This window comes from Ruegeria sp. H8 (assembly GCF_056532905.1).
This window is the reverse complement of record NZ_JBQFNY010000008.1, coordinates 43,891-64,017: the sequence shown is the minus strand read 5'-3', so window position 1 is coordinate 64,017 and position 20,127 is coordinate 43,891. Positions and strand designations below refer to the sequence as shown.

Genomic DNA, 20,127 nt, shown 5'->3' with positions numbered 1-20,127 from the left:
GCGGCGCGATTGTCAGACAGGAGCCCGCCCATGCGTTTCGCCCATCGTCACCTTCTTGGCATCGAGCATCTGTCGCAATCCGATATCACCGACATTCTGGATCTGGCCGAGACCTATGTCGACATGAACCGCCAGTCGACCAAGCATTCCGACGTTCTGTCGGGGCTGACCCAGATCAACATGTTCTTTGAAAACTCGACCCGCACGCAGGCCAGTTTCGAACTGGCGGGCAAGCGTCTGGGTGCGGATGTGATGAACATGGCGATGCAGGCCAGCTCGATCAAAAAAGGCGAGACCCTGATCGACACCGCGATGACGCTGAACGCGATGCACCCGGATCTTCTGGTGGTGCGGCACCCGCATTCCGGCGCGGTCGATCTGCTGGCGCAGAAGGTCAATTGCGCCGTTCTGAACGCCGGTGACGGCAAACATGAACACCCCACGCAAGCCCTGCTGGACGCCCTGACCATCCGTCGCGCCAAAGGTCGCCTGCACCGGCTGAGCATTGCCATTTGCGGCGATGTCGCCCATTCCCGCGTCGCCCGATCGAACCTGATCCTGCTGGGCAAGATGGAAAACCGCATCCGCCTGATTGGCCCGCCGACGCTGGTGCCCAGCCAGCTCGCCGAGTTCGGGGTCGAAATCTATGACGACATGAACGAGGGCCTCAAGGACGTTGACGTCGTCATGATGCTGCGCCTTCAGAAAGAGCGGATGGATGGCGGGTTCATCCCCTCGGAACGCGAATATTACCACCGCTACGGTCTGGACGCCGCAAAGCTGGCGCAGGCCAAGCCGGACGCGATCGTGATGCATCCCGGCCCGATGAACCGCGGGGTCGAGATCGACGGCACCTTGGCGGACGACATCAACCGATCCGTCATTCAGGAACAGGTGGAAATGGGCGTCGCCGTCCGCATGGCCGCGATGGATTTGCTGGCGCGCAACCTGCGCGAGGCCGCATGAGCGATCTGACCGTTGCCCCCCACGAACGCGGCGTTTTGCGCCTGTTCACGCTGGACATGCGCCCGGAAGAGGCAAAGTTCCTGCGCGAACCGGGTGCCGCCGATCAGGCGCTTGGGGTCGACGGGCTGGACCCCAGCCACATCGATGTATTCCCGGTCTCCGACCTCGAGGACCTCGGCCTTTACGGCTATCTGACCGAGGGCTGCGGCGTGCCCGCTGACCAGTTGGACCGGGATGCTCTGGCCACTATCGACGGTTGGGTCATGGTCCTTCGCAGCGCGGCTTTCAACGGACACCCGGCGACGCTGAACCCTGATCCGCGCCTGCGCCTGATCGGCCTGTTCACGGAAGAGGCCACGAACTGGACCGGGGGGACCATTGAAACCGAAAGCGCCAAGCCCTTTTCCGCCCCGCAAACCGTCACAGCGGGTGACACCCCCCGCCGCGTCGGATCTGCCATTCTGGCACTGGTCGCGCTTGTGGTCATCGGAGGCATCTTATGGCTGATCCTGTGATCTTCGCCCCGGACAAAGGGGCCTATATCCGCACAAATGCATGGCTGGCTGCAGTGGCCATGGCCGGTGCAATGGCCGTGCTGTGGCTGATCGGCAATCCTTACGTCTGGACCGGAGCCCCAGCCGGCCTGGCCGCCATCGGCATACGCGCGTGGTATCTGGCCTCGGAAGAACTGGTCTCGAATTGGCAATTGTCAGACACCGCGCTGACCGGTCCCGGCGGACGCATCGTGCCGCTGAACCAGATCACCGCCGTGAATATCATGGGCAGCTTCGTCCAGGTTGTCACCAAAACCGGCGACAAGCATCTGATCAAGTACCAGTCAGACCCGGCCGCCACCAAAGCCGCGATTGAAAGGGCGATGGGATGAGCGAAGAATGGTGGCGTGAGAAGATACCAGAGGGCGAACAGGTTCTATGGTTCGGGCGGCCGCATAACGGTTTCTTCCCACCTCATCTGGGTTGGTCCTACAGGATTCTGATCGGCTCTGTCGGTCTGGCGTGGTTCGCCAGCCCGTGGATTGTCGACTCGGTGCGGGATTTCTGGAAGCTGCTCAGTTGCACGGGCGTGCTGGCATTCGTGATGTGGGCGGACCGCTTTGTTCGCTCGCAACGCGTTTATGTTGTGACGCCGCAGAACGCGTGGCAAGTCAACAAAGAACTGAAAACCAAGAAACTGGAAATTAACCGGTTCCTGAATTTCCGCACTGCGCCGTCTGCGGTGGTTTTTAACCGCCACCCCTTTTTCAGATTCGACCATCTGCCCGACCCGGATGCCGCGTTGGCCGCGCTGACCCAAGCCCGAAAGGCCCATACATGACCGCCCTGATCTTTACCAACGCCCGCCTGATCGACCCTGAAACCGGCACGGACAGTCCCGGCTGGCTGCACATTGCCGACGGCCTCATTCACGGCAAGGGCAACGGCGACGCGCCCGTTGCTGACGCCCGGGTCATCGACTGCGGGGGCAAGTGCCTCGCCCCCGGCATCGTCGATATCGGCGTCAAGGTGTGTGAGCCGGGCGAACGGCACAAGGAAAGCTACAAATCCGCAGGCCTCGCTGCCGCAGCCGGTGGTGTCACCACTATTGTCACCCGCCCGGATACACTGCCCGCAGTCGACACGCCGGAAACGTTGGAATTCGCGACCCGGCGCGCGCAGGCGGATGCGCCGGTCAACGTGCTGCCGATGGCCGCGCTGACCAAAGGGCGCGAAGGGCGTGAGATGACGGAGATTGGGTTCTTGCAGGACGCAGGCGCCGTGGCCTTTACCGATTGCGATCACGTCATCACCAATACCAAGGTGTTTTCCCGCGCACTGACCTATGCGAAATCCTGCGGCGCGCTGGTGATTGCCCACCCGCAAGATCCGGGCCTGAGCCATGGCGCCGCCGCCACCAGCGGCAAATTCGCCGCCCTGCGCGGATTGCCTGCGGTCTCGCCCATGGCCGAGCGCATGGGGTTGGACCGTGACATCGCGCTGTTGGAAATGACGGGCGCGGCCTATCACGCCGACCAGATCACCACCGCCCGCGCCCTGCCCGCGCTGGAACGGGCCAAGCGCAACGGGCTGGACATCACTGCCGGCACCTCGATCCATCACCTGACGCTGAACGAGCTGGACGTGGCCGACTATCGCACCTTCTTCAAGGTCAAGCCTCCGCTGCGGTCCGAGGATGACCGGCAGGCGGTGATCGAGGCAGTGCGCACCGGCCTGATCGACACGATCAGTTCGATGCACACACCGCAGGACGAAGAAAGCAAACGCCTGCCGTTTGAAGAGGCCGCCTCGGGCGCGGTGGCGCTGGAAACGCTCTTGCCGGCGGCATTGCGCCTGTATCATGCCGACCAGTTGGACCTGCCGACCCTCTTCCGGGCGATGGCTTTCAACCCGGCGAAACGGCTTGGTCTGGAAAGCGGCCGATTGTCGGAAGGCGCCCCGGCGGATCTGGTTCTGTTCGACCCGGATGTGCCTATTGTGCTTGATCGCTTTGCCCTAAAATCCAAATCTCAGAACACGCCATTTGACGGCCAGCGGATGCAAGGTAAGGTCATTTCGACCTATGTTGCAGGTAAAGAAGTGTTCCGGAGTTCCTGATGCCCCCGATCGACAACTCGACCAGCGAACTGCTCCAGTGGGCGGTGGTTGGATATCTCTTGGGCTCCATTCCCTTCGGCCTGCTGCTTGCAAAGGTCATGGGGCTAGGAAATCTGCGCGAAATCGGATCCGGAAATATCGGCGCAACCAATGTCCTGCGCACCGGCAACAAAGCCGCCGCGGCGCTGACCTTGCTGTTCGACACGGCCAAGGGCGCGGCGGCGGTTCTGATTGCCCGTGCTTATGCCGGAGAAGACGCCGCGCAGATCGCAGCCCTTTTTGCCTTTCTGGGTCATTGCTTTCCCATCTGGCTGGGTTTCAAGGGCGGAAAAGGCGTGGCGACCTTTCTGGGCCTCTGGCTGGCGCTGGACTGGCGCGTCGGAGTTGCGTGCTGTCTCAGCTGGCTGGTGGCGGCGGCGATCTGGCGGATATCCTCGGTCGGCGCACTGGCCGCGGCCGCGCTTTCAACGACCTGGGTGCTGGTTCTGACAAACGGACAATCCTTTATCCTTGGGATTATCCTGACCCTTCTGATCTATTGGCGTCACAGCACCAACGTCGCACGGATCAAGGCCGGGACTGAACCGAAAATCGGAAAATCGTGACACCGCCGGACGCTTTCGTTTCCGCGTTTTTCGCACTGCCCGAGGGCAGGTTTGCCGGTACATCGGGGAATCGGCGCTATGTCGTCGTGCGCCAACAGATGGCAAAGGGGAAATCCCACAAGCTGGTTGCACGCGAACTGGGCGGCACCGACTATATCAGCATGAATCTGTATCAGACACGCATCAGCGGCGCGCTGCTGAGGCCTTGTGAAATGGCGGCCAGCAAAGTCATCGCGTGTGTTCTGGATTTTGAACCGGACGCGTAATGTCAGGCCTGCATTTTTGAACAGACGTTCCTCTCTGACGCACAATCACGATTCATTGTTTTGAACGTGATCCGCCTGCTTCCCAGATCGCTGTCGTGACGGTCAATTACGGGCCACACAGGACAACAATCCGGGGCCTTCGATCGGCACACAGACGAGGCTCCTTTCACGAAAGGTGGAACAATGAACAAGTTTAAATCTCTGATCGGTGGCGTCGCTCTGTCCGTTGCACTGGCAACATCCGCACTGGCCGCTGGAGTGGACATCAACGCAAGCTCGACCGGTCTGGCCATGCAGGGTTATGACCCGGTTGCCTATTTCACCGTCGGTGAAGCGACCAAGGGCGACTATCGCATCACCGCGCTACACGACGATGCGCTGTACCGTTTCTCGTCCGAGGAAAACAAAGCCGCCTTCGAAGCCAACCCGGAAGCTTACCTGCCTGCCTATGGCGGCTATTGTGCCTTTGGTACAGCCATGGGCTTCAAGTTCGACGGTGACCCGAACCACTGGAAAATCGTCGACAACAAACTGTACCTGAATTTGTCGGAAGACATCCAGGAACGCTGGGAAGGCGACATCCCGGGCTTTATCGAAAGCGCAAGTGCAAACTGGGAAAACATCGCGGACAAGACCCCTGCTGAATTGCAAAAGCAATAATCCGCCTAAATCTTCAGATGTGTCGGCGGCGGAATGTTCCGCTGCCGCATATCGTTTGAAGACCTCTCATCTCTACCTATCTCATCAGTATCAGAAGTGCCCGATTTCAAAGGCCCCCGGCGTGTCTTGTCACGTTTCAGAGGCAAAATTCGGGCAGGGGTTCGTAGGTATCACTGATCCGATGACGTCCGCGGATCGTAACTGTCTGCATAAGTGAACCGAATTTCACTGGAGCAGAGTGACAATCGAAAGGAAATGAGATGACTTTGAAATTGGCTCTCATCACTACTGTCGCAACCGTGGTCGCGGGATCGGCAATGGCACAATCCTCGGGCAACTGGACCGGGTTTTATGGCGGTCTGCAACTGGGTTATGCCGATGTAGACACCAGCCTGTCCGGTGTCGATGGCGATGGCGCGATCGGTGGTATCATCCTGGGCTACGACTATGATCTGGGCGACTGGGTCGTTGGCGGCGGATTTGACTATGACTGGACTGACGTGGGCCTGTCCGGCGCCGCAACTGTCGAAGATGTCTGGCGGTTGAAGGCGCGCGCCGGCTACAAGGTAAACCCGCAAGGTTTGCTGTACGGCACGGCAGGCTACGCCGAAGCGGGCACCGACACCCTGGGCAGTGATGACGGGTGGTTCATCGGCGCAGGCTATGAACAGATCGTGGCCCCAAATGTGAGTATTGGCGGAGAACTTCTGTACCACGAATTCGATAACTTCAACGGAAACAATGTGGATGTCGACGCAACCACATTGCAGGTTCGTGTCTCTTACCGGTTCTGAACGGCACTCCGGATAAAGTTGAACCCGGCCTGACAGGCCGGGTTTCGCGTCAAAGGTCCAGAATCGTACTGCCGGTCGTCTGCCGCGCTTCCAACGCGCGATGTGCATCGGCCACCTGATCCAGCGCAAAGCGCTGATCGATGTGGATCTTGACCTCTCTGCCCTCGACCTTGCCGAACAAGCGGCGCGCCATTGCCTGACAGACGGAGTGGTCCGCAATATGGGTGAACAAAGTGGGGCGGGTAATCTTGAGCGATCCTTTCTTGCCCAGAACACCGATATCGAATGGCGGCACCGGCCCTGAGGCGTTGCCGAAGGAAATCATCATTCCCAAGGGTTTCAGGCAGTTCAACGATCCGTCGAACGTGTCCGCCCCCACGGAATCCATGACCACATCCACACCCTTGCCTTTGGTGATCTCGGCCACCCGTTCGGCGAAATTCTCGGATCGGTAGTTGATGCAATGCGCGGCCCCGTTGAACCGGGCAAGGCTGCACTTCTCGTCGGTTCCCGCCGTGCCAATCAGAGTGATCCCTTCTGACTTCGCCCATTGACAGGCGATCAGTCCGACCCCACCCGCCGCTGCGTGGAACAGCACCGTATCCCCGCGTTTCAGCGGAGTGGTTCGGTGAAACAGGTATTCAACCGTCAAACCCTTCAACATCATTGCCGCAGCCGCTTCGAAAGAGATGCCATCCGGCAAAGGGCACACCTGTGCCGCAGGCATCACGCGGGCCTCGCAATACGCGCCGGGTGGGGCTGCGGCATACGCGGCCCGTTGACCGGGTTTCAGGTGCGTTACCCCTTCCCCGACGGCCTCGACGACACCCGCCGCTTCCATCCCCAAAGCATGGGGGAGCTCCAGGGGGTACAATCCAGTGCGTTGATAAACATCGATAAAGTTTAGACCGCAGGCATGATGACGGATACGTATTTCACCCGGTCCGGGGTCGCCCAATGGCCTGTCTTCGATCCGCAGAACCTCGGGCCCGCCGAATTCGTGCAATACCACCGTTTTCGCTGTTGTCTGCATCCTGACCTCCTCTTGCCTGACATCAAGCTAACATGACTGCGATGCGGAGCAATCGTCAGATATCAGAGTGTTGATCAGGATTCCGCCAAACTGTGCTATACTGCGATCAGGCGTTGTCGGCTGGTCCGGCCACGGACAACTTAATGCCGGATCCATTCCGCGGCGCAAATCTCGCCAGGAAAGGGGATGAAAATGGCTAAAACAATCGGAAATCCGATCAGTTGGGCAGCCCAGAATCTGGGGGCGGCCAGTGATCATGTCTCGGACAGCGTTTCAAAACTCGGAAGCGCAGATACCACGCATTTGCCGATGGTGCAGACATTGACGATGCAAGATCTGCGCGCCTGTCTGAAGGCGGGGTATCACGACTTTGTCGAAACACGGGCGGATGCCATATTCATTGTGCTGATCTACCCGGTTGCGGGGCTTTTGATGTTCGGCTTTGCCCTGAACGTCAACATGGTGCCACTTCTGGCGCCTCTGATCGCCGGTTTTGCCTTGATCGGTCCAGTCGCAGCTGTGGGGCTGTATGAGATCAGCCGCAAACGAGAACAAGGCAGCACGGTGCATTGGTTGGATGCGTTCGGTGTATTCCGCTCTCCGGCTTTCGGCGCAATTCTGGTTTTGGGCTTCTATCTGGTGATGCTTCTGCTGATCTGGCTGATGGTGGCGCAGAGCATTTACACGCATACAATGGGGCCAGAAGCCCCCGCGTCACTTGGCACTTTTGCCAAGCAGGCCGTCACTACGGTTGCCGGCTGGACCATGATGGTTGTCGGACTCGCCGTTGGGTTCGTGTTCGCTCTTTGCGCTCTGGCGATCAGCGTTGTCAGCTTTCCGTTGCTTCTGGACCGGCAAGTCGGATTGCCGGTGGCGGTCGTGACATCGTTTCGCGTGTTGCGTCACAACCCCGGCGTCATCTTGACCTGGGGGTTCATCGTGGCGGCCCTTCTGTTTCTGGGTGCCCTGCCGATGCTGTTGGGCCTGATCATAGTGATGCCGGTTCTGGGCCATGCCACATGGCACCTGTACCGCCGCGCGGTTGCGTGAACGCGCGGGTCTGCCCCGCGCGCGCAGAGTTCAGCCCGCGACGTGCAGGACGATCTTGCCAATATGGCCCGAGCTTTCCATGCGTGCATGGGCGGCCGCAGCCTCGGCCAGATCAAATTCGCTGTCCATGACAGGCGCAACCTTGCCTGCCTCAAGCAGAGGCCAGACAGCTTCGCGCAGGTCCTGCGCAATCCGGGCCTTGGCCAGATCGCTTTGCGGGCGCAGGGTGCTGCCGGTCAGGGTCAGGCGTTTGACCATCATGAGGGCAAAGTTCAGCTCGACCACCGGGCCTTGCAGGAAGGCGATCTGGACCAGCCGCCCATCCTCGGCCAAAGCTTTGACGTTGCGCGGGATATAGTCGCCTCCGACCATGTCGAGGATCAGGTTTGCCCCGCCTTCGGCCCGTATGACGGCCACAAAATCCTCATCGCGGTAGTTGATCGCCCTTTCCGCACCCAGCTTGACGCAAGCCTGACATTTTTCATCCGACCCTGCGGTGGCAAAAACGCGGGCGCCAAAGGCATTGGCCAACTGGATGGCCGTCGTGCCAATCCCGCTCGAGCCGCCATGGACCAGAAATCGTTCACCGGCCTTCAGCCCGCCCCGCGTAAACACGTTGGACCAGACGGTGAAAAAGGTCTCGGGCAGGCAGGCCGCCTCTTTCATTCCCATGCCGGCAGGAACCGGCAGGCAATGGGCCGCAGGGGTGGCGACATATTCGGCATAGCCGCCGCCCGGCAGCAACGCGCAGACCTGATCCCCAACGGACAGTCCTTCGACCCCGGCCCCGACCGAGACCACTTCGCCCGAAGCCTCAAGCCCCGGCAGGTCGCTGGCACCGGGCGGCGGATCGTAAGCGCCCGCGCGCTGCAACGCGTCCGGCCGGTTCACCCCGGCATAGGCCACTTTCAGAACGACCTGCCCCGCACCCGGTTCAGGAATCGGTCGCTCGGTCAGTTGCAAAACATCGGGACCACCCGGTTCGGTGATCTCAACAGCGCGCATCATCTGGGTCATAGGCACCTCCTTTGCCCAATGCCTAGCAGGCATCAGGGCCAAGGCCCAGCATCAAGACGCGCTACTTTCGGGGGTTCAGCATTCCCGGAAGATCGGCCCGCATTTTGACCGGAGCCTTCACCTGACCCGCCAGCCAGTTCGGAACCGCCAGAAACGGTTTCAACACCGGGTTGTCGCGCACCTGCGCCTTGAGCTTTTCAAACTCCATGACATTTGCGATCCGGCGATCCAGAAACTCCCACGTGTTCTGATGATCCGGGCTGTCATCACCCAGCCAGAACAGCAGGGTCGAGGAATAGACACCCGACAAAGTGGCCCGCTTCGTGTACCAGTTCACATCATCCGAGCTGTCGCCCAGCGCATCCCAGATCAGATCGCAGGTCTGCCAAACCGCCTTGGCACCGTCGGCCGCATGGGTTGGCAGGGAAAACAGCGTCATGCCCCGGCGCACCAGTTCTTTGTCCTCGACGGCCTGCAACCGGAACCGAACCGCAGCTGCAATCCTGTCGCGGAATTTCAGTTCGCTCAGGTCCTCGGACTTGATGCGGTCCAGCATCGCCTGATCCCCGCGCGCGTGGTAGGCCAGCGCCAGATCCACCGCGCCGCGCGGACAAATCGCGCGCGCCAGACCGTCATCCAGACCACAGTCGGAAATGGAGGCGCGGAAACTGGATTCCGACCACCCATCGAAGGGAACATGGATCAGCATCGCATCCAAAAGCTGCTGTTTTGCATCTTCATATGTGGTCGTCATGGCGGTTCTCCGGTTGTCGGACCCAGTACTAGACAAGTTAGAGCGGCTTTGCTATACGGCCAACTCCTGCAATTTCCTTGCAACTCTATCTAGAAAGGTGGTGACAACCACATGCAGGTTAGTGTTCGCGACAACAACGTCGATCAGGCGCTTCGTGCCCTGAAGAAAAAGCTGCAGCGCGAAGGCGTGTTCCGTGAAATGAAGCTGAAGCAACATTTTGAGAAACCGTCCGAGAAAAAAGCGCGCGAGAAGGCTGAAGCGATCCGTCGTGCCCGTAAACTGGCACGCAAGAAAGCCCAGCGCGAAGGTCTGCTCTAAGACTTTCCTCGTCCAGCTTTGGATGACACTATTTGACGACCCCCGAGGCATCGCCCGGGGGTTTGTCGTTTCGGCGATCGGTTTCAATCCGCCGACTCGTGGTACCGGCTGTGCGACAAGCCGCCATTTCCTCACCAGCAACATTTTGCCCGGCATTTTGCAGCGCAGCGAATCCCGCATCGGTAGCATCGCGTTGCCAAAACTCGCCTGAGGTGAAACACCCTCTACCACCGTCGATATCCCGACCTCTAAGTGAGCCCGTCCGGAAGGGCACAAACACAAACGGAGGCAAAAATGTCGACTGCAAGTACATTCGAACGCGAGATGCTGGAGCTGATAAACCAGGAACGCACATCCCGCGGGCTCAACCCGCTTCAGCTTGAGACGCAGCTGAACGATTCATCCGAAGATCACAGCACCTGGATGCTGGATACAGACACGTTCAGCCACACCGGCTCGGGCGGTTCCAGTGCGACCCAGCGGATGCAAAACGCCGGGTTCGATCTTGAGGGCAACTGGCGGACCGGCGAAAACATCGCATGGCAGTCCGAACGCGGACAGCCCGGCATCAGCGATGACGTGGCGCAGTTGCACCAGAACCTGATGAACAGCCCGGGCCACCGCGCCAATATTCTGAACCCGGATTTCAAATATATCGGGATCGGGATCGAAACCGGCGATATGCAGGGTTTTGATGCGGTGATGGTCACCCAGAACTTTGCCGCAACCGACGCGGCAGTCATGCTGGACAACGGCAATACGAACACACCGCCCGTTCCGCCAACCACGCCGGACGAAGTTGCTGTTCCGGAAGAGCCCGAACCTGAAACACCCGACACCGACGTCACCGAGACCGAGGAACCGGAGCCCGAAACACCCAATACCGACGTCACCGAAACCGAAGAGCCGGAACCCGAAACACCCGATACCGTCGTCACCGAAACCGAGGAACCAGAACCCGAAGCACCCGATACCGACGTCACCGAAACCGAAGAGCCGGAACCCGAAACGCCGGACGTGGACGTGGTTGACGGAGGTGAGGCCGAGACGTTCTGCTTTGACGTTCAGGCCTTCCTGGATGAAATCGCCAGTTTCCTCGAAAACCTGCAAGCGCAGTTTGACGAGTTCAACTGGGGTGACGATATGAACGGCGACACGGACGTGGCGGACACCGATGATATCGACATGATGCCGACCGTCGACGTCACGCCGGAAACGGAATCCGAGCCTGCGGGCACCGAAACAGCCGACGTCGATGACTGTGACATCACAATGGTCAACTTCTTTCACTTTGACTGCATGATGGATGCAGCCTGATCAGTTGACCCCGTGCGAGGCCGGCCGTGTCGGCCTCGCATATTCCGGCTCAGAGCCTGATCTTGCTTCAATAGATCTTTGGTACGTAAAGCTCATCCGGCAAAACGCGGCGTTCGTATTCCGGGTTGTACTTGCGATCGGGCAGATTGACCTTTTCCTGAGGCACGTCCTCGTAAGGGATTTTTGTCAAAAGATGCTCGATACAGTTCAGCCTTTCGCGCTTTTTGTCATTGCCTTCGACGATGTACCACGGGGCCTCGGGGATATTGGTTCGGAAAAGCATGTCCTCTTTGGCCTTTGTGTAGGATTCCCAGCGGATGCGGGATTCCAGATCCATCGGCGACAGCTTCCATTGCTTCATCGGGTCGTGAATACGCATGAGGAATCGCAACTGCTGTTCCTCGTCCGTGATCGAGAACCAGTATTTCAGCAGAATGATCCCTGACCGCACCAGCATCCGCTCGAACTCAGGAACGTCCTGAAAGAATTGTTCAACCTGGTCCTCGGACGCAAAACCCATCACCCGCTCGACGCCGGCCCGGTTGTACCAGGAGCGGTCGAACAGAACGATTTCGCCCGCCGCCGGCAGATGCGGTACGTAACGCTGGAAATACCACTGGCTTTGCTCTCGGCGGCTGGGTGCCGGCAATGCCACCACGCGCGCGACACGCGGGTTCAGACGCTGGGTGATCCGCTTGATCACGCCCCCTTTACCGGCACTGTCACGGCCTTCAAACAGGATACAGACCTTGGCTCCGGTATGCTGTACCCAGTCCTGAACCTTGATCAGTTCGGCTTGCAGGCGCAGCAGGTTGCGGAAGTAAACCTTGCGATCCAACATGTCCGGATGCTGTTCCCGATAGATTTTCCGGACTTCCATCGACAGCATCGGCTCACTGAATTCTATCTCGAAATCTTCGTCCAGCGTGTCCTCCAGCTCGGCTTCCAGCCAGTCTTTGGGGGCGCCAGTGTTTTCGTTGTCCAAGGTCAGCTCCTTCTCGGTCTTCGGGTTCGGACCATATCGGGCCCGTGTAACAACCTGATGCCACCAGATAAATTGACGCTAGGGTCACGAGTCCTGCGGCTGTTGTCGTGCCTGCAAATCAGGTCCAGCGCGGGTATACGGTCTTTCCCCTGAATTTGTACATCTGGCCGAGGGGATACAAGCGTCTGAATTGACGCAATGCACGGCGCTTGGCCACGGATGCTTGCATTGCCTCGTTTTGGTGCGGCATCACGGTGCGCATGACAAAGACGAGGCGATTGTGACATTCCTTCTTTCCGTGATGCCCATTATCTGGCCCTGGCTTGTTCTTATATCAGCGCAATTGATGGTGCTGGCCCGGCGGACAGGCATCGGCTTGTCGCTGCTGGTTTTGTTCATCAGCATTGCCTCGGCGACAGGATTGATGTCACCCATGGCGATCGCTGCGGCGGCCTTTGGTCTGGTCGGAGCTTCATTGCTGCCCCATCTGAAAGGATGGCCTGCTGTCGCCGGACACTTGTTGTTGATCCTGTGGTGTCTGGTGATGGGTGCACATCTGCTGCCGGGATTCGAAAATTTGAAAATTCTGGATCAGGTACAGGCAGGCGCGGGAAGTGCCAGTTTCACCCTGCATCTGAACCTGGACAAACCGATGGTCTTCTTTGCCGTACTTCTGGCCTGGCCCGGGATGCTGCGCGGCAAAACGCAGATCAATCGCACGGCCTTGCTGGCAGGGTTGCTGCTCCTGCCGGGGCTGTTTCTGTTGGGGCTTTCCTTCGGCGCGGTGCAGCCGGAATTTACGGTCCCGCCCTGGTGGTTGGTATTTGCCCTGTCCAACCTGTTTCTGACTTGCCTGACAGAAGAAGCCTTCTTTCGTGGCTATCTGCAATCGGCCATCGCCCCGCGCCTGGGGGCCGTTGGCAGTGTAATAGCAGCCAGCCTGCTGTTCGGGCTGGCCCATGTCGCCGGGGGTCCGGCGCTGGTGGTTTTTGCTTCCATTCTCGGGCTGGCCTGCGGATTGGGATACTATGCAACCAGGCGCCTGTGGGTGCCTGTGATGATGCATTTCGGGTTCAACCTGACCCATCTTTTTCTGTTCACCTATCCCGGGCCTTTATGACAATCAGACGGGCAAGGCAGTGGTCTTGAACACGGTACGCAAGGCAAACGAGCTTTGCATTTGCGCAACCCCGGGCAGGCGCGACAGGTATTGCCGATGGATGCGGGCGAAATCTTCGGTGTTTTCCGCCACAACTTTCAGAATGTAATCCGCCGTACCGGCCATCAGATGGCATTCCAGCACATCCGGTATCCGGGCCACCGCCTTTTCAAACGCATCCAGAACCTCTTCGGCCTGACCCTGTAGCGTGATCTCGACAAAGACCGTTGTCGGCACGTTCATCTTCCGCGCATCCAGCAGGGCCACGTAGTTGCGAATGTAGCCTTCAACCTCCAGCCGCTGAACACGCCGGTGGCAAGCCGACGGAGACAAGTTGACCTGTTCAGACAATTCCGAATTCGACATCCTACCGTTTTTTTGTAATGCCGCCAGAATCTTTCGATCAGTCGTATCCAAGCTCATTTATGCAATTCCTTTGCAAGGTTTTTGTATATTACGCGATATTCTTCCAAAGAAAAATGTACTGACACGTTTTCTTTCACAGAAATTGCACTGCGAAATGCACATAATTTAAGCAGTTTATGTACGGAGAACCCCATGAAAATCGGTTGCCCCAAAGAAATCAAACCTCAGGAATTCCGCGTCGGGATGACGCCCAATGCTGCTCAGGAAGCAGTCGCACGTGGTCACGAAGTCCTGATCGAATCCGGCGCCGGCATCGGCGCGGGATTTGACAACGACGCCTATGTCGCGGCTGGCGCACGTATCATCGACACTGCGGAAGAGGTGTTTGCTACCGCCGACATGATCGTCAAGGTCAAGGAACCCCAGGCCGTGGAACGCAAGATGCTGCGTGAAGGGCAGTTGCTGTTCACCTATCTGCACCTGGCCCCGGACCCGGACCAGACGCATGACCTGCTGGAATCGGGTTGCACCGCAATCGCCTATGAAACTGTGACCGATGCGAACGGCGGCCTGCCCCTGCTGGCACCGATGTCCGAAGTCGCCGGTCGTCTGGCCCCTCAGGTCGGGTCGTGGACACTGCAAAAGGCCAATGGCGGGCGCGGCGTTCTGATGGGTGGCGTACCCGGTGTCGGCCCTGCCAAAGTGGTCGTAATTGGCGGCGGCGTCGTTGGGACCCATGCGGCGAAGATCGCTGCCGGAATGGGCGCGGATGTCACCGTTCTGGATCGCTCTTTGCCGCGGTTGCGCTATCTGGACGACGTCTTTGGCGGAACCTTCAAGAATCAGTATTCGACGGCGGGTGCCACGGCCGAGCTGATCCAGGATGCCGATATGGTCATCGGTGCCGTTCTGATCCCCGGCGCTGCGGCCCCAAAACTTGTCTCGCGCGCCCAGTTGTCGACGATGAAACCCGGTGCCGTACTTGTCGATGTTGCCATCGACCAGGGCGGGTGCTTCGAGACGTCGAAAGCCACCACCCATGCCGACCCGATCTACGACGTCGACGGCATCATGCACTACTGCGTTGCCAACATGCCGGGCGCGGTGGCGCGCACCTCGACCATCGCCCTGGGCAACGCAACAATGCCGTTCATGCTGTCTCTGGCGGACAAAGGCTGGAAACAGGCGTGTCAGGACGATCCGCATCTGCTGGAAGGTCTGAACGTCCACGCTGGCAAGCTGACCTACTATGCGGTCGGCAAGGCCCTTGGTATTGACGTCGTCTCGCCCAACGTAATCGTCAAGTCGTAACCACTCCCGCCCCTGAAATCGCTTTTGAAAAACGGTTTCCAGCGTTGGGCATAGCGCCACGCCACAGGCGTGGCGCGGTCGGACCCAAAGCGATGGTTTCAACAAAGAAAAGGGCACCGCGCCCTTGCGCGGTACCCGGCCTAACGGGAGGAGGGCATTTTCGAATGCCCGATCGACGGGCGGGAGCCGTCACCCCTGTTTCTGGATTTCCACCGAATGAGGGTAAGGGATCGAAATACCCTTATCGTCAAAGGCTTCCTTGATCGTTTTCGTCAGCTCGAATTTGACATCCCAATAGTCTGGCGCCGAGCACCACAGCCGTGCCGTCAGATCCACCGAGCTGTCACCCAGGTTCGTAACCCGAACCCAGGGTTCCGGGTCGCTGTGAATGCGACTGTCCGCTTTGGCCACATCCAGAATGATCTGCATGGCTTTGTCCGCGCTGTCGCCATAGTCGATTCCGAATACCAGATCGACACGACGCGTGTCATGGGCAGAGTAGTTCGTGATGATCGAGCCCCATGCCTGACCGTTCGGAACAATGATCTGCACGTTGTCCGGCGTCACCAGCTCGGTGGTGAACAGGTTCAGGTCCTTTACGGTGCCTGACGTGCCGCCGATATCAACGAATTGACCCAGCTTGTAGGGCCGGAAGACAACCAGCATCACACCGGCCGCCAGATCGCTGAGCGTGCCTTGAAGCGCCAGGCCGATAGCCAAGGACGCGGCACCCAGAATGGCGACGATGCTGGTGGCTTCAATTCCGAAGATGCCCAGAACGGCAACCAGAACCATGGCGAGAATGGCCCATTTGACCAGGCTAGCCGAAAAGTTCCCTAGCGTCGGATCAATATGCGGCGTCGAATTGATCCGGCGGCGAACCATGCCCCCGATTGCACCAGCCACGATCCAGCCCAGGATCAGAACGACAAGCGCCTTGACGGCACTCATGATCAGCGGGGCAAATGCGCCCACCTGTGTTACGACCTCATCCACGCCCATCTCCTTTCAACAGCAAGAAACCCGCGAGGTTTTCGCGGGGGTCACCAGATTGTGAGCCAAGTTTGGCTTCCGGTCTAGGTGCGAGTTGCGTTGGATTTCCCCTTTGTTCACCAGAAAACACGGCCTGACCGGAAATGCACATCGCCAAGGGCTTATATAAATCAGGCGTGGCCCCTAGCTTTTACAGGGACAGCCAAACAGGAGCCCCCAATGCTGGACAACAAACCTCATCCGATCATGGCGCGCTGGCCCGCGCAGTCCCCGGACAAGATTCAACTGTATTCCTATCCGACTCCAAACGGCGTAAAGGCATCGATTATGCTGGAGGAAACCAGCCTGCCCTATGAGCCCCATCTGGTGACGCTATCGGATGCGGATGTCAAAAGCCCCGAGTTTCTGTCGCTGAACCCAAACAACAAAATCCCAGCGATCATCGATCCCAACGGGCCGGACGGCAAGCCGCTGGCCCTGTTCGAAAGCGGGGCAATCCTGCTGTATCTGGCCGAGAAATCAGGCAAGTTGCTGGGACAAAGCGCAGCAGACAAGCATCGCATTACACAATGGCTGATGTTCCAAATGGGGGGCGTAGGGCCGATGTTCGGCCAGCTTGGCTTCTTCTACAAATTCGCGGGCAGCGAAATCGAAGACCCCCGACCGCGCGAACGCTATGTCAACGAGGCCAAACGCCTTTTGAACGTGGTCAACACGCAACTGGAAGGGAAAGACTGGATCGCCGGCGATTACTCCATCGCGGATATCGCGCTTGCCCCCTGGCTGAATGCTTTGGACTTCTATGGCGCGAAAGAAGTTGTTGGCTGGGACGACTACGCCAATGTCGTCGCCTATGTCGACCGTTTCATGCAGCGCCCGGCGGTGCAGCGCGGCAAGACCATACCCGCACGCGCTTGAACGGTTTCGCGATCGACAGGGTGCCGAAACCGGCACCCGCATTGAAAAACTCAGCCCGGCAGTGCACCCGTCAGCACATACCGCAGGATTTCGACAACCTGCGCGGGCTTTTCCGCCACGGCCAGCGCGGCTGCATCCACTTCTTTCAACGCGTGCTGATGCTCGGGGCCGTGCAGCACGATGATGGATTTACCCAGCGCTGCGGCATAGCCCGCATCAAAAGCCGCGTTCCACTGTTTGTACTTGTCGCCAAACCGGACAACCACCACGTCAGCATCCGAAATGCCCTTGCGGGTCCGGATCGCATTGACCATCGCACCCTTGTGGTCATGCCAGTATTTGTTCGGCTCTTCCCCCAGAATGGCAACGCCGCAATCGTCGCTGGCCGCGTGGTCCGTCACCGGGCTGTTGAATGTGATGTCCAACCCCTGCGCGCCGTCGATGATCTGTTCGCGCCAATCGGTGTGGATTTCGCCAGAGAGGTACACGTTCAGCATCTTTCGTCCTCCGTAAACACGGAAAGGGCGCCACCGCCCCTTCATCTTTTCTGAAATACTCCCGCCGGAGGCGGCCCTGCATCAGCCCCGCAGAACACCGCCGGTCGCCTTGGAGACTTTGGCGATGATCTTTTCGGCCACCGCTTCAATGTCCTTTTCCTTCAGCGTCTGCTCTGTCGGCTGCAAACGTACCGTTATGGCCAGCGATTTTTTACCTTCACCCAGGCTGCCACCGATAAATTCGTCAAAGACGCGCACATCTTCGATCAGCGCTTTGTCGGCACCTGCCGCTGCGTTCACCAATGTCAGCGCCTCGACGTTTTCATCAACGACAAAGGCAAAGTCACGTTCAACCGCTTGCAAGTCACGCAATTCCAATGCGGCACGTGTGGCACCGGACTTGCGGGGCAAGGGAACTTCGTCGGGCCAGATCGTAAAGGCCATTGCCGGACCCTTGATATCCATCACCTGCAACACGCGCGGGTGCAGCTCACCAAAAACACCCAGCACCTTTTTGGGACCCAGACAGATCTTGCCGTGACGACCCGGATGCCACCAGGCATCGCCGTCGCGCAGAACCTGTACCTTGGCCGGTGCTCCGATCGCCGCAAGAACGGCCTCGGCATCCGCCTTGGCATCAAAGACATCCACCAGGCGCGACGCCCCGTGCACATCCTTGGGGCCGTTGCGGCCAACCAGCAGGCCGGCGATCTGGGTTTTCTGGTCGCCGGGTTCGCCATCATGGAAAACAGGGCCGACCTCGAACAGGGCGACGTCGGCATATCCGCGTGCCTGATTGCGCGCCGCGGCCTGCAACAAACCGGGCAGCAGATCCGGGCGCATGTGGCTCATCTCGGACGAGATCGGATTTTCAAGCATGGTCGCGTCATCCCCGCCACCGAACAAAGCAGCCGAAGTCTTATCGATGAACGTATAGGTGACGCATTCGTTGTAACCCAGAGCGGCGCAGGTGCGGCGCGCCATGGACTGGCGGCGCTGAGTCGGTGTCATCACCGGCTTGGGAATACCATCTGTGACACGCGGCAAGGGCTTGCCCTGCAACTTGGTCAACGAGGCGATCCGTGCGACCTCTTCCACCAGATCGGCCTCACCCATGATGTCGGGGCGCCAGCTTGGCACGTGGGCCATTTCGCCCTCCAGACGGAAACCCAGACGGGTCAGCGTCTGACGCTGCTCGCTTTCGGGAATGTCCATCCCGACCAGAGACTGCACCCGTTCGGCATCCAGCTTGTACGCACGCGCGTGGTTCGGCGCTTTCCCCGCCTCGACCACTTTGGATGCTTCGCCACCGCAGATGTCCAGAATCAACTGGGTTGCGTGCTCGAGCCCTTCCAGCGTGTATTCAGGGTCCACGCCGCGTTCGAACCGGTACCGCGCGTCCGAATTGATTTTCAGCGCACGACCCGTCAACGCGATCTGCACATGATCCCAGAACGCGCTTTCCAGGAACACATTCACCGTATCCTCGGTGCAGCCGGTTTCCTGACCGCCCATGATGCCTGCGATGGATTCCGGGCCTTTGTCATCTGAAATAACCATCATGCCGGGCTGAATGGTGTATTCCTTCTCGTCCAGCGCCACCAGGGTTTCACCGCCTTTGGCGCGATGAACGCGAAGATTGCCCTGCACCTTGTCCGCGTCAAACACATGCAGCGGGCGGTTATGGTCAAAGGTCATATAGTTGGTGATATCCACCAGCGCCGAAATCGGACGCAGCCCGATCGCCTTCAACTGATCCTGCAACCACTGCGGGCTGGGGCCGTTCTTGACGCCCTTGATAAGGCGGCCCGTGAAATGCGGGCAGCCATCCAGCGTTTCCTCGTCAATCGATACTTTGATCGGGCTTTCGAAATCACCGGGCACCGGCACGTAGTCGCGCTGTTTCAGAGTGCCGATCCCACGCGCCGCCAGATCACGCGCGATGCCTTCCACGCCCAGCGCATCGGGCCGGTTCGGAGTGATCGCGATCTCGATCACGGGATCGACTTTCGATGGGTCATTCTCGGCAAGCCAATCAACGAACCTGTCACCGACCTCGCCCGAGGGCAATTCGATGATGCCGTCATGTTCGTCCGACAATTCCAGCTCGCGCTCCGACGCCATCATGCCAAAGCTTTCGACGCCGCGGATCTTGCCGACGCTGATCGTCAGGTCCAGACCGGGGATATACATGCCCGGCTTGCAGACGACGACAGTGATCCCTTCGCGGGCGTTGGGCGCGCCGCAGATGATCTGCAACTCGCCTTCATCCGTGTCCACCTTGCAGACACGCAGCTTGTCGGCGTCAGGGTGTTTTTCCGCGTGTTTCACATAGCCCAGCGTAAAGTCCTTGAGCTTGTCAGCCGGGTTGATGACCTCTTCGACCTCAAGGCCAAGGTCGGTCAGCGCCTCAGTGATCTCATCAACCGACGCATCGGTGTCGAGGTGGTCTTTCAGCCAGGACAGAGTGAATTTCATTGCTCGGGGCCTTTTTTGGCAAACATCC

Annotated in this window: 24 protein-coding genes; 16 read left to right on the top strand and 8 right to left on the bottom strand. The window is 59.1% G+C overall.

All coding sequences use genetic code 11. From position 1 onward, the window contains the following. Positions 1-30 precede the first annotated feature (30 nt). From ACR0A2_RS17030 to ACR0A2_RS16990, 9 genes are all read left to right on the top strand, one after another. Entirely contained in the window at positions 31-966 is a 936-nt protein-coding gene (locus tag ACR0A2_RS17030) for an aspartate carbamoyltransferase catalytic subunit (protein WP_480836316.1), read from the top strand. Next, positions 963-1,481 (top strand): hypothetical protein, encoded by a 519-nt coding sequence (locus ACR0A2_RS17025; RefSeq protein ID WP_480836314.1) that lies wholly within the window; start codon positions 963-965, stop codon positions 1,479-1,481. The genes ACR0A2_RS17030 and ACR0A2_RS17025 overlap by 4 nt, the downstream gene beginning before the upstream one ends. Continuing rightward, entirely contained in the window at positions 1,466-1,852 is a 387-nt protein-coding gene (locus tag ACR0A2_RS17020) for a hypothetical protein (protein WP_480836313.1), read from the top strand. Before ACR0A2_RS17025 ends, ACR0A2_RS17020 begins: the two co-directional genes overlap by 16 nt. After that, on the top strand, positions 1,849-2,301 hold the full coding sequence (locus ACR0A2_RS17015; protein ID WP_480836311.1) for a hypothetical protein: 453 nt from the start codon (positions 1,849-1,851) through the stop codon (positions 2,299-2,301). Before ACR0A2_RS17020 ends, ACR0A2_RS17015 begins: the two co-directional genes overlap by 4 nt. Beyond that, positions 2,298-3,578, top strand: a complete 1,281-nt coding sequence (gene pyrC, locus ACR0A2_RS17010) for a dihydroorotase (protein ID WP_480836309.1) — start codon at positions 2,298-2,300, stop codon at positions 3,576-3,578. Before ACR0A2_RS17015 ends, pyrC begins: the two co-directional genes overlap by 4 nt. After that, positions 3,578-4,183: a glycerol-3-phosphate 1-O-acyltransferase PlsY gene (gene plsY, locus ACR0A2_RS17005; RefSeq protein ID WP_480836307.1), complete on the top strand. Its 606-nt coding sequence runs from the start codon at positions 3,578-3,580 to the stop codon at positions 4,181-4,183. The genes pyrC and plsY overlap by 1 nt, the downstream gene beginning before the upstream one ends. Beyond that, a complete protein-coding gene (locus ACR0A2_RS17000; protein WP_480836305.1) occupies positions 4,180-4,449 on the top strand; it encodes a hypothetical protein in 270 nt (89 codons plus the stop codon). The genes plsY and ACR0A2_RS17000 overlap by 4 nt, the downstream gene beginning before the upstream one ends. 183 nt (positions 4,450-4,632) lie before the next feature. Next, entirely contained in the window at positions 4,633-5,109 is a 477-nt protein-coding gene (locus ACR0A2_RS16995) for a YHS domain-containing (seleno)protein (RefSeq protein ID WP_171119757.1), read from the top strand. A 260-nt stretch (positions 5,110-5,369) separates the two neighbouring features. Next, positions 5,370-5,903, top strand: a complete 534-nt coding sequence (locus tag ACR0A2_RS16990; RefSeq protein ID WP_152456763.1) for an outer membrane protein — start codon at positions 5,370-5,372, stop codon at positions 5,901-5,903. A gap of 49 nt (positions 5,904-5,952) precedes the next feature. Here ACR0A2_RS16990 and ACR0A2_RS16985 read toward each other — a convergent pair whose 3' ends face one another. Next, the gene (locus ACR0A2_RS16985; protein ID WP_480836302.1) at positions 5,953-6,936 is read right to left on the bottom strand and encodes a quinone oxidoreductase family protein; all 984 of its coding nucleotides are present in this window, start codon (positions 6,934-6,936) and stop codon (positions 5,953-5,955) included. Positions 6,937-7,128: 192 nt separating this feature from the next. Here ACR0A2_RS16985 and ACR0A2_RS16980 point away from each other — a divergent pair, with 192 nt between their 5' ends. Next, positions 7,129-7,986 carry a DUF2189 domain-containing protein gene (locus tag ACR0A2_RS16980; RefSeq protein WP_171119760.1) on the top strand — a complete coding sequence of 286 codons (858 nt, stop codon included), beginning with the start codon at positions 7,129-7,131 and terminating at the stop codon, positions 7,984-7,986. A gap of 30 nt (positions 7,987-8,016) precedes the next feature. On the opposite strand, the gene ACR0A2_RS16975 is transcribed toward ACR0A2_RS16980, so the two are convergent. Both ACR0A2_RS16975 and ACR0A2_RS16970 read right to left on the bottom strand, forming a co-directional pair. Next, positions 8,017-9,003 (bottom strand): NAD(P)H-quinone oxidoreductase, encoded by a 987-nt coding sequence (locus tag ACR0A2_RS16975; protein WP_171229836.1) that lies wholly within the window; start codon positions 9,001-9,003, stop codon positions 8,017-8,019. Positions 9,004-9,064: 61 nt separating this feature from the next. Next, the gene (locus tag ACR0A2_RS16970) at positions 9,065-9,757 is read right to left on the bottom strand and encodes a COQ9 family protein (protein WP_480836300.1); all 693 of its coding nucleotides are present in this window, start codon (positions 9,755-9,757) and stop codon (positions 9,065-9,067) included. A 111-nt stretch (positions 9,758-9,868) separates the two neighbouring features. On the opposite strand from ACR0A2_RS16970, the gene rpsU reads away from it, so the two are divergent. The 3 genes from rpsU to ACR0A2_RS16955 all read left to right on the top strand — a co-directional run bounded on the left by rpsU (position 9,869) and on the right by ACR0A2_RS16955 (position 11,392). Continuing rightward, positions 9,869-10,075, top strand: a complete 207-nt coding sequence (gene rpsU / locus ACR0A2_RS16965) for a 30S ribosomal protein S21 (RefSeq protein ID WP_005614280.1) — start codon at positions 9,869-9,871, stop codon at positions 10,073-10,075. Between the two features lie 22 nt (positions 10,076-10,097). Further along, a complete protein-coding gene (locus tag ACR0A2_RS16960; RefSeq protein ID WP_171331405.1) occupies positions 10,098-10,286 on the top strand; it encodes a hypothetical protein in 189 nt (62 codons plus the stop codon). A gap of 83 nt (positions 10,287-10,369) precedes the next feature. Beyond that, positions 10,370-11,392: a CAP domain-containing protein gene (locus ACR0A2_RS16955; protein WP_480836298.1), complete on the top strand. Its 1,023-nt coding sequence runs from the start codon at positions 10,370-10,372 to the stop codon at positions 11,390-11,392. A gap of 67 nt (positions 11,393-11,459) precedes the next feature. On the opposite strand, the gene ppk2 is transcribed toward ACR0A2_RS16955, so the two are convergent. Next, positions 11,460-12,377, bottom strand: a complete 918-nt coding sequence (gene ppk2 / locus ACR0A2_RS16950; protein WP_371419726.1) for a polyphosphate kinase 2 — start codon at positions 12,375-12,377, stop codon at positions 11,460-11,462. A 280-nt stretch (positions 12,378-12,657) separates the two neighbouring features. On the opposite strand from ppk2, the gene ACR0A2_RS16945 reads away from it, so the two are divergent. After that, positions 12,658-13,497, top strand: a complete 840-nt coding sequence (locus ACR0A2_RS16945; RefSeq protein ID WP_480836296.1) for a CPBP family intramembrane glutamic endopeptidase — start codon at positions 12,658-12,660, stop codon at positions 13,495-13,497. 3 nt (positions 13,498-13,500) lie between these two features. On the opposite strand, the gene ACR0A2_RS16940 is transcribed toward ACR0A2_RS16945, so the two are convergent. Next, positions 13,501-13,959, bottom strand: coding sequence for an Lrp/AsnC family transcriptional regulator (locus tag ACR0A2_RS16940; RefSeq protein WP_152456756.1), 459 nt, complete (start codon positions 13,957-13,959; stop codon positions 13,501-13,503). Positions 13,960-14,094: 135 nt separating this feature from the next. Here ACR0A2_RS16940 and ald point away from each other — a divergent pair, with 135 nt between their 5' ends. Next, entirely contained in the window at positions 14,095-15,213 is a 1,119-nt protein-coding gene (ald, locus tag ACR0A2_RS16935) for an alanine dehydrogenase (protein WP_152456755.1), read from the top strand. Positions 15,214-15,402: 189 nt separating this feature from the next. Here the strand turns inward: ald and ACR0A2_RS16930 are convergent, their stop codons facing one another. Further along, on the bottom strand, positions 15,403-16,215 hold the full coding sequence (locus tag ACR0A2_RS16930) for a mechanosensitive ion channel family protein (protein WP_174830423.1): 813 nt from the start codon (positions 16,213-16,215) through the stop codon (positions 15,403-15,405). A 210-nt stretch (positions 16,216-16,425) separates the two neighbouring features. Between ACR0A2_RS16930 and ACR0A2_RS16925 the strand changes: the two genes are divergently transcribed. Next, positions 16,426-17,124, top strand: coding sequence for a glutathione S-transferase family protein (locus tag ACR0A2_RS16925; RefSeq protein ID WP_480836293.1), 699 nt, complete (start codon positions 16,426-16,428; stop codon positions 17,122-17,124). 50 nt (positions 17,125-17,174) lie between these two features. On the opposite strand, the gene ACR0A2_RS16920 is transcribed toward ACR0A2_RS16925, so the two are convergent. Beyond that, entirely contained in the window at positions 17,175-17,621 is a 447-nt protein-coding gene (locus tag ACR0A2_RS16920; protein WP_171119768.1) for a YtoQ family protein, read from the bottom strand. An 81-nt stretch (positions 17,622-17,702) separates the two neighbouring features. Next, positions 17,703-20,099, bottom strand: a complete 2,397-nt coding sequence (gene pheT, locus ACR0A2_RS16915) for a phenylalanine--tRNA ligase subunit beta (protein WP_480836291.1) — start codon at positions 20,097-20,099, stop codon at positions 17,703-17,705. Positions 20,100-20,127 lie beyond the last annotated feature (28 nt).